This window comes from Vibrio sp. B181a, from assembly GCF_030248375.1.
Lineage (GTDB): Bacteria > Pseudomonadota > Gammaproteobacteria > Enterobacterales > Vibrionaceae > Vibrio > Vibrio campbellii.
This window is the reverse complement of record NZ_JAHGAD010000100.1, coordinates 1-6640: the sequence shown is the minus strand read 5'-3', so window position 1 is coordinate 6640 and position 6640 is coordinate 1. Positions and strand designations below refer to the sequence as shown.

General features: G+C 47.2%; 9 protein-coding genes. 7 read left to right on the top strand and 2 right to left on the bottom strand.

Annotated elements, in window-relative coordinates:
• The first annotated feature begins 723 nt into the window (after positions 1–723).
• Both KIO97_RS25085 and KIO97_RS25080 read left to right on the top strand, forming a co-directional pair.
• A complete protein-coding gene (locus tag KIO97_RS25085; RefSeq protein ID WP_285384272.1) occupies positions 724–1038 on the top strand; it encodes a hypothetical protein in 315 nt (104 codons plus the stop codon).
• Positions 1039–1256: 218 nt separating this feature from the next.
• Complete coding sequence (locus KIO97_RS25080; RefSeq protein ID WP_104037990.1) at positions 1257–1418, top strand: Hok/Gef family protein; 162 nt, start codon at positions 1257–1259, stop codon at positions 1416–1418.
• A gap of 62 nt (positions 1419–1480) precedes the next feature.
• On the opposite strand, the gene KIO97_RS25075 is transcribed toward KIO97_RS25080, so the two are convergent.
• Together KIO97_RS25075 and KIO97_RS25070 are read right to left on the bottom strand one after the other, a co-directional pair.
• Positions 1481–2431: an integrase gene (locus KIO97_RS25075; protein WP_285384271.1), complete on the bottom strand. Its 951-nt coding sequence runs from the start codon at positions 2429–2431 to the stop codon at positions 1481–1483.
• On the bottom strand, positions 2403–2690 hold the full coding sequence (locus KIO97_RS25070) for a hypothetical protein (RefSeq protein WP_285384270.1): 288 nt from the start codon (positions 2688–2690) through the stop codon (positions 2403–2405). Before KIO97_RS25070 ends, KIO97_RS25075 begins: the two co-directional genes overlap by 29 nt.
• Before the next feature lie 771 nt (positions 2691–3461).
• On the opposite strand from KIO97_RS25070, the gene KIO97_RS25065 reads away from it, so the two are divergent.
• The 5 genes from KIO97_RS25065 to KIO97_RS25045 form a co-directional block, all read left to right on the top strand.
• Positions 3462–3896, top strand: coding sequence for a single-stranded DNA-binding protein (locus tag KIO97_RS25065; RefSeq protein WP_285384269.1), 435 nt, complete (start codon positions 3462–3464; stop codon positions 3894–3896).
• A 13-nt stretch (positions 3897–3909) separates the two neighbouring features.
• Entirely contained in the window at positions 3910–4143 is a 234-nt protein-coding gene (locus KIO97_RS25060) for a hypothetical protein (protein ID WP_285384268.1), read from the top strand.
• Positions 4140–4361, top strand: coding sequence for a hypothetical protein (locus KIO97_RS25055; RefSeq protein ID WP_146075892.1), 222 nt, complete (start codon positions 4140–4142; stop codon positions 4359–4361). Before KIO97_RS25060 ends, KIO97_RS25055 begins: the two co-directional genes overlap by 4 nt.
• A complete protein-coding gene (locus KIO97_RS25050) occupies positions 4354–4734 on the top strand; it encodes a hypothetical protein (RefSeq protein WP_285384267.1) in 381 nt (126 codons plus the stop codon). The genes KIO97_RS25055 and KIO97_RS25050 overlap by 8 nt, the downstream gene beginning before the upstream one ends.
• Positions 4734–6640: DNA topoisomerase III (locus tag KIO97_RS25045; protein ID WP_285384266.1), on the top strand; the 1907-nt coding region annotated here is incomplete at its 3' end. The genes KIO97_RS25050 and KIO97_RS25045, both read left to right, overlap by 1 nt.

Sequence of the window (6640 nt, the reverse complement as noted above, 5' to 3'; positions counted from 1 at the left end):
TCAATGTTGATGGTAAATATTGATTGCAGCAAGGGTCTGCCAATGCCCATTTTTTGTGATACGATCAGGGTGTTGTAGTTGAATACTGACTACACAGTATTAAGCACACGGGGTTTATCCCCCTTAAATGGCGTTCTGAAACGTGTCGCGGCTTCTTACTCGATAAGAAGTTGGAATGCATCACTTAACTGCTCAGGCTTTGTGCCTGTTCAATCTACTTGATTGATTTTTACATCAATTCAATGTGGCCACTGCGCCATACGACTGCTCTTATTTCTGCGAGCTATATTCTACTTTGCAACAGCCTGTTGCGAGCAATTCGACCTGCTTGGCGTTCAGATCCTGAGGGGGAACAATGCGTCAAATGACTTTACTTAAGGAGCGATTCTTTATTTCCATTACTACCAGTCAGCTTTTGAGCTGGCGAGCCGAAATCATGCTTGAATGATTAATTCGTGGAGTAACCACGTCGCCGCAAGGCGTAACTTAAGATTTGCAGAGGGCCTTCACTTGCTCGGTCAAGTGAAGGCCCTTTGTTGTTTGAGCAAACATGAAAGTAGGTAGCTGCATTCATCGCCAACTTTCAATTCTAGGTCGGTGTATCAAATAAGTATGTTTGATACACACGATAGTGAGCCAACGTTTAGTTTCTGTTAGCGCGTTCGTAGTATACGTAGAATGTTGTTATCATATTGATAGTGTGGGATTTCTCAGGAATTAGATGTGAGTGAACTAAAAGGGCTGCAGGCGCGAATATCTCAATTTGGTAAGGACGTCCAGGGAGAGGTGTATTTCTATGTTAAAGGCGAGGAGCTGCCATTCAAACTGGATATTAGTATGGTCAATCTGAGCTTGATCCCATACCTTGCGGTCGGGCTCGGAGTCACGATGAATTACCAGTCCAAAGAAGATCATCATGTCGTGAATTGGTGGTCATTTGTGAAAAGCCCACTCAAAGATGAGCAAGGAAACCCCGTTCCTTGGTCTTCTCGCCGCATTCGTTACCGGCAGACGTCATTACCACTGGCAAAATCTTGAGCAGGACGAAACAAACATTCGTGATTTGAAAGGCTTGTGGTAGAATTTGTTTGGGCGCTCTTGACTTGTTTGTCATGAGCGTTGAGCAATTTGCTTGTGGCAGATAAATCAAAGCCCCGTTATCCGGTTACTGTTAGCGCAGTAACTTTCATTTAACGAGGCCGTGATGATGTGTACCAAACTCATTGTAGAGCCTCTTTACTGTGGAGGCAACAAAAATGCCGAAAAATAAAACAGCACTCGCAGGACTGATTGTTCTGTGTCTAACGTTCTTGTGTGGTCTATGGATTGTCCGAGACTCACTGTGTGAGGTTCGTTACCAGGATGGAAGCACAAGTTTTCTGGCTCAGTTTGTTGTCTACGAAACAGCAGTAAGGTAGAGCTGGGCAGGAGGGGGTAACCCCTCCTGATTCAGTTTGTGAAGCATGGTCTAAGAGCGCCCTTATCCAACCAGTTCATGAGCTGAGCCATACGGTTCAATGTATCGTTCAGTTATCTCTTCGCGAAAGTGGCCAAGCTCTTGGCTCACGATTTCTTTTCCCTCGGAGTAAGGTAGCTGAAGTAGTTCTTCGTCCATTCGTCTTTGAGCGTAACTAAAGCGCAGTCCATGGGCACCATGTGACCAACCTAAAGCTTGTTTCGAAGCTTTTGAAAATGCGCTAGAGAAACGTTCTCCACCGAGTACATCATAATATACTGTAAATGGTTGCTTGCGATCATAAAGCTGTCGTGGTGCTTCAAGTCGCAACGTTTCAAGTGTTGCCGCCAGCTCTTTTTCGATCATGATTTCTCTTTTGAGTCCATTTTTCCCTGTCACAATGTATCGAACTCCGGGCTCTCTCCCTGAAAATCGTTTATCACTCCATTTTCGGTGAGGTGAAGGTGCAGCCTCATTTCTACGTTGCAAGGTGAGTAGTTCCTCAGCTCGCAATCCTGCATTGTATGCCAGCAATACTGAAAGCTGAGCTTTGGGTGGCAGATGAGTTAAGATTAAATGCAATTGCCCGTTACTGTATGCGCGATCTATTTCTTTTAATGTGGATCTGGATTTGTTCTTTGCCTCAACTCGATCCAATCGCTTCTCTGGTTCTTTAATAAAAACGACGCGCTCAAGTGCAATTTGTATCGTTGATAAATAAGCCTGAGATAGCCCTTTGTCCTTACATTGAATAAGATAATTTTGCGCCATTGCAGGCGTTATTTGTCGTAATTTTTTCACGTCAAGATCATGAGCAGCTTTGCTCACAATTCGGATTTGTTCAGCGTATGTTCTTCTGCCATGAATAAGCTGGCTTTCTTTTGTTTTTGGCTTGCCTACACCAAAATAATGATGGTGAAAAAATCGAGAAGCTTGATCATGAAGCTTACTTCTTTGTCTGTTTTTCTTTATCACTGCGTTGCCCTCTTTCTATGATTTCATTCCAATGAGTCACTCGGTTATGGATGGTTGTTGTTGATATTTCAATTTTATGTTTCATTTTTAACCATCGTTGGATCTCAGCTAAGCTGCAGTTTAAATCATTATATAATATCAAAATTTCATAACGGCAAAAGTTAAGTTTTGAAACATAACGCCTTTGTACGCGTAGTACATTTTTTTCAAATGTTGGCTTGATAATTTTATTGGTCAATGTTTGAGGTAGATTGAACATTAGATGTGTTATCCCATACATGATTAATCATATAAGCAAGGTTACTTATCGACGTTTTTACTGATTTTTCGTTAAGGAGCCAATTTGAGATCTTTTGATAACTCAATCCATACTGCCTCAAAATGAGTATTTCGTATTTGAATGGATTAAGTTTGGATGTTTTATTTTTCTTTACTGAATAACGAACAAGATCATTTTTAAGGTTTTGAATAGTGTTATTCATTGTTTTTCCTCGGAAATGAAAGTTTGCAAATTAACTATTATTAGTAAATGACAAGCCACTGCCTCAGCAAGGATAACTCAAGCTTTATAAAATGGGAACAGCCGACCCCCTCAGGGTGGCGCTAAGCGAAACACCCTGAGGGGGGGCGGCTGAAATACTGCCGTGATTTCGATATTTGTTGAGGCAGCCAACAAATAAATGAGGCATTAAAAGAAATAACGGCATTGAGGCAAGCAATCAAGGTGAATATAAGGAGCAAAGCGACAACTTTTGACTTGAGTCAAATAATGGTGAGCTGAGGCAGGAGGGGAAAGGGAAAAACAAAAGGGTGAGGCAGTGGGATATTAAACCAAGGCGATTATGTTGGTGAATCAAATTGCAGTAAATGATTGTTTTTTTGGATGTTGAGGCAAAGCTTTAACCAGTGTAACAGAAAGCTTTAAAATAATCTTAATTAGAAAAATTATTTTTTCACCGATTCTAATTGAGATTTTTACATTTCTTTTTTGCTAGATTTTCTCTTGATTCAATCCACCGGAGAAAAACCAATGGCAAAAGGCATCTTTATTTTTGATGGCAATATTGGCATGAACCCTGAATTACGCTGGCAACCTGCTAATGAACGTTCAAATGGCGAAGCCAGACCGTTATTAAAATTCAATGCAAAATACGACCGATTAATTAAAACCCATAATCCAGACCAACCTTATGAAGATAAAGGCGGTTTTTGGGTGGACATCAGTTATTGGGGGCGTGATGCAGAGCATCTGAGTAAATTATTACAAAAAGGCATGCGTGTTCGTGTTGAAGGGGAATTACGCATCGACAGCTGGGAAGATAAAAATAACCCCGGTCAAATGGTCAGTGGTATGGCGTTAACCGCGTCCACCATTTCTATTATGGCGCAGCGTGTGGATGCGGTGTTATTAAAAGCGCGTCAGCCCAATAATAATGTGCCTTCTCAATCTGAGCCTGAGCTGTAAATAAGGAGGGATGATGAAAGGGGTGAATTTATCTAACGCCATTGCCGCGCTGCGTTTTCGAGTGCGAGCGCGCCGAAGTGGCGATGTGGACCAACTCGTACAAGCAGAGCTGGGCGTGAAAGCGCAAGAGCCATTTTGCTCTCAAGTTCAGCAAGCCTTGATTGGAAATCGTGACGGCATGATGCTGAGTAAGGTCACCCCTGGATGGGTGAAAAAGCAGCTGGCCAGTAAAGCGGAGGCAACATGAGACGTTGGCATCGATTGGTTCGGCTGTTGCTCGAAGAAGAGGGCATTACTCAGTTTGTTTTTGGCTCAGCAGGCAGTGGTCACATTGCTATCTGCTCGCCGTACTTACGTGGGCGGTTAATCGTCTCGTCCACGCCCAAAAAAGAAAAGCGCACTTTGCAAAACATTCGCCGAGATGTGCGCCGATTGAAAATCCCACAGGAGGTATGCGATGACTAAGCGCGCTTATCAACTCTTCAATCCCATTGAGCAGGTGGTGCGGCCATTACCACTGCTCAATAACGTCACTCAAGAAACGACGCATCCGATAGTGCCGGCGGTGTACATCCAGCTGCAAGCGGAAGCGCTGTTTGGCGTGCGTCTTGGCGCCGTTAGGCTCAGTGCGTTGTTGGCGCAGTTTTACGGTTATCGCATCGTGGGGGCGGCGGAGCACATCGAACGTGTGGATGTTCGCCTGGCAAGAGAAGAGGCCGAGACGGATGAGGTTTACCACAATGAAGCGCTGGCGCGCGATGGATTGGTTAGCGCCATTCGTCAATCCATTCCCGGTGACGTGGTCACGTTATCCGAACGACTGGCGGAGGTGAGTTAATGCGTCTGTTTTTATGTGAAAAACCCTCACAAGGGCGTGATATTGCCAACGTCTTAGGTTGCCATGAAAAAATCGATGGCGCGCTGCGTGGCAATGGCGATGTTGTCACCTGGGCTTTTGGGCATCTTCTGTCTCAGGCTGACCCAGAGCATTATGATGCCTCGCTCAGTGGTGCATGGTCTTATGAGCAGCTGCCTATCGTGCCATCTCAGTGGCAGATGGTGGTGCCAAGTGACAAGAAAAAGCAGTTCAACGTCATTAAAAAACTGCTCGGGAGCTGCCGTGAGGTGGTCATCGCCACCGATGCAGACCGTGAAGGGGAAGTGATTGCCCGTGAGATTTTAGACTATGTCGGTTACACCGGCCGCGTTTCTCGTTTGTGGCTAAGTGCGCTGGATGAGGCCAGCATTCGCAAAGGGCTGGCGAGCTTACGACCAGGCAGTGAGCATGAGCCGCTTTATTGGGCGGGTCTTGGTCGCAGCCAAGCCGACTGGCTGCTGGGCATGAACTTAACACGGCTGTGCTCCATTGCAGGGCGTGAAGTGGGCTATCGCGGCGCGTTGTCAGTGGGGCGCGTGCAAACGCCGACGCTGCGCTTGGTGGTTGAGCGAGACGTCGCGATTGCCAATTTTGTCTCTAAGCCCTTTTATGACGTGGTGGCGAAAGCAGGCTTTGATGCTAAGTGGCAAGTGCCAGAGGCGCTTGGTGATGAGTCTGGGCGTTGCCTCTCGCGTGATGCGGCAAGCCAAGTGGCAGCGCAGTGCCAGGGGCAACCCGCGGTGGTGAGTGCGTTTGATACCAAGCGTCAGAAAGCCAAACACCCCGCGCTGTTTTTCTTAGGCACACTGCAAAAAACGATGTCAGCCCAATACGGCTACACCGCCCAGCAAGTACTCGATACGGCGCAGGCCTTGTACGAAAAACACAAGTTAACCACCTATCCACGCACCGATTGCGCCTTCTTACCAACCAGTCAGCAAGGGGAAGTGAGCCAGGTTGTCAATGCGCTCAGCTCAGAGAGTGCGTTTGCGTCAATGTGTCACGGCGCCGATGCGGCACTGCAAAGCGCTTGTTGGAACGATAAGAAGGTCGCTCAAAGCTCGCACCACGCCATCGTCCCTACCGCTAAGACGCCCAAACTGGCTGAGCTCAGTGAGCGAGAGCATCATGTCTACATCGCGGTTGTGCAGCGCTATCTGGCGCAGTTCTACCCACATGCGGAGGATGATGCGACCAGTATTGAACTGCAGTGTGGGGTACACCGCTTTAAAGCCTCTGGCAAAGTTGAACGTGTCAAAGGCTGGCGCGTGGTCATCGGTGGTGACGAAGAAAAGGAAAAAGACGAGGGGAAAGGGAAGCGCGAAGCGAGTGCCAACCAAACCCTGCCGTCTCTGACTATCGGTCAATCTGTCACGCTTTCTGATGTCAACGTGGTGGATAAGAAAACCACGCCACCGGCGGCGTTCACCGAAGGCACGCTGCTTGATGCGATGGCCAACATTGCGCGCAGCGACAACATCCCCGCTCAGTTCAAAGCCATCTTAAAAGAGACCGCCGGACTTGGCACCCAAGCAACGCGCGCGGCCATCATCGAGACCCTGAAAAAGCGCGGCTTTATTGAAGCCAAAGGCAAGAAACTGCTCAGCACCGCGGCAGGGCGCGGCGTCATTCAGGCGCTGCCTAATGAGGTGAGCAATCCGGTGATGACGGCGGTTTGGGAGCAAGCACTTGAAGGCATTGCCAACCAAACCACCACCCTAGAAGCGTTTATGCAAAACCAAGAGGGGTTTGTGCGCGCGATTATCAGCAAGGTGAAATCGGGTGAACTGCAAATCAACCTACCCAAAGTTGTGGAACCCACCGCGCCTTGTCCACTGTGCGGCAAAAACATGCGCCTTCGACATGG